1 protein-coding gene is annotated in these 1,360 nt (G+C 69.6%); it reads left to right on the top strand.

What is annotated here, in order from left to right:
• The first annotated feature begins 96 nt into the window (after positions 1 to 96).
• Positions 97 to 1,293: an IS256 family transposase gene (locus tag ACVMLK_RS21035; protein WP_058390394.1), complete on the top strand. Its 1,197-nt coding sequence runs from the start codon at positions 97 to 99 to the stop codon at positions 1,291 to 1,293.
• Positions 1,294 to 1,360: the final 67 nt, after the last annotated feature.

The following is a 1,360-nucleotide window of genomic DNA, read 5'->3' as shown; positions in this document are numbered from 1 at the left end:
GGGTCGTGTCCCTGGTCGTGGTGTAGGAGGCGGTCACCGCGGTGAACCTGGGTAGGGTTGGGTTGCGAGGCGCAACTCTGACCCAAGGACCCCACGATGACCGACCATGAGACTGCCCTGCGCGATTTGCTGGCGAAAGGCTCGGACGCGACGTTCCTGCGCGAGATGATTGGCTTTGCTGCCCAGCGGCTGATGGAGCTGGAGACCGAGAGCCTGACAGGGGCCGCGCACGGCGAGCGCAGCCCGGAGCGCCGGGTGCAGCGGAACGGCTACCGGGAGCGGGACTGGCACACCCGTGCGGGCACGGTGGAGCTGCGCATTCCGCGGCTGCGCAAGGGTTCCTACTTCCCGGGCTTCCTGGAGCCGCGTCGAACGGCAGAGAAGGCGCTGACGGCCGTGATCCAGGAGGCCTACGTGCAGGGCGTATCCACCCGGTCGGTGGACGAGCTGGTGCGGGCCATGGGGATGGACGGCATCAGCAAGAGCCAGGTGTCGCGGTTGTGCGCCGAAATCGACGAGCGCGTCGGCGCCTTCCTGACCCGCCCGATCGAGGGCGACTGGCCCTACGTCTGGCTGGACGCGACCTACGTGAAGGCCAGGCGTGACGGGCACATCGTGTCCGTGGCGGTGATCATCGCGGTGGGCGCCAACACGGACGGCCGCCGCGAGGTGCTCGGCATGACCATCGGCAACAGCGAGGCCGAGCCGTTCTGGACCGAGTTCCTGCGTTCCCTGGCCCGCCGTGGCCTGCGCGGCGTCAAGCTGGTGATCTCGGACGCGCACGAGGGCCTCAAGGCTGCCATCAGCAAGGTGCTGGGCGCCACCTGGCAGCGGTGCCGGGTGCACTTCATGCGCAACGCCGCCGCCCATGCGGGCAAGACCCAGCGCCGCATCGTCTCCGCCTGGATCGGCACCGCGTTCGCTGAGGCCGACGCACCCCGGGCCCGTGCGCAGTGGCGCCAGGTCGCCGATCAGCTCCGCCCCCGGGTGCCCCGGCTCGCAGCCCTGATGGACGACGCCGAGGCCGACGTGCTGGCCTACATGGGGTTCCCGACCCCGCACCGGCCCAAGATCCACTCCAACAACCCGCTTGAGCGCCTCAACGGCGAGATCAAGCGCCGCACCGACACCGTGGGCATCTTCCCGAATGAGGCGGCGGTCACTCGCCTGGTCGGCGCCATACTGCTGGAGCAGCACGACGAGTGGAGCATCCAGCGCCGCTACATGAGCCTGGAGACGCTCGCGCCGTTGAGCGATACTGACACCGTCAGCCTGCCGCCCGCGGCACCCTGACACGCGGACCAGCCCCGCTCAGGAGAACCGTCCTTGGCGCTCCTACACCACGCGTTGGGACACGACC

The organism is Teichococcus aerofrigidensis, from assembly GCF_054073225.1.
The sequence above is the reverse complement of the archived record's forward strand: the minus strand, read 5'-3'. Positions and strand labels throughout refer to the sequence as shown.

Bases quoted from the DNA above. Each gene is read 5' to 3' on its own strand.
- ACVMLK_RS21035 (WP_058390394.1), top strand. From the start codon at position 97: ATGACCGACCATGAGACTGCCCTGCGCGATTTGCTGGCGAAAGGCTCG.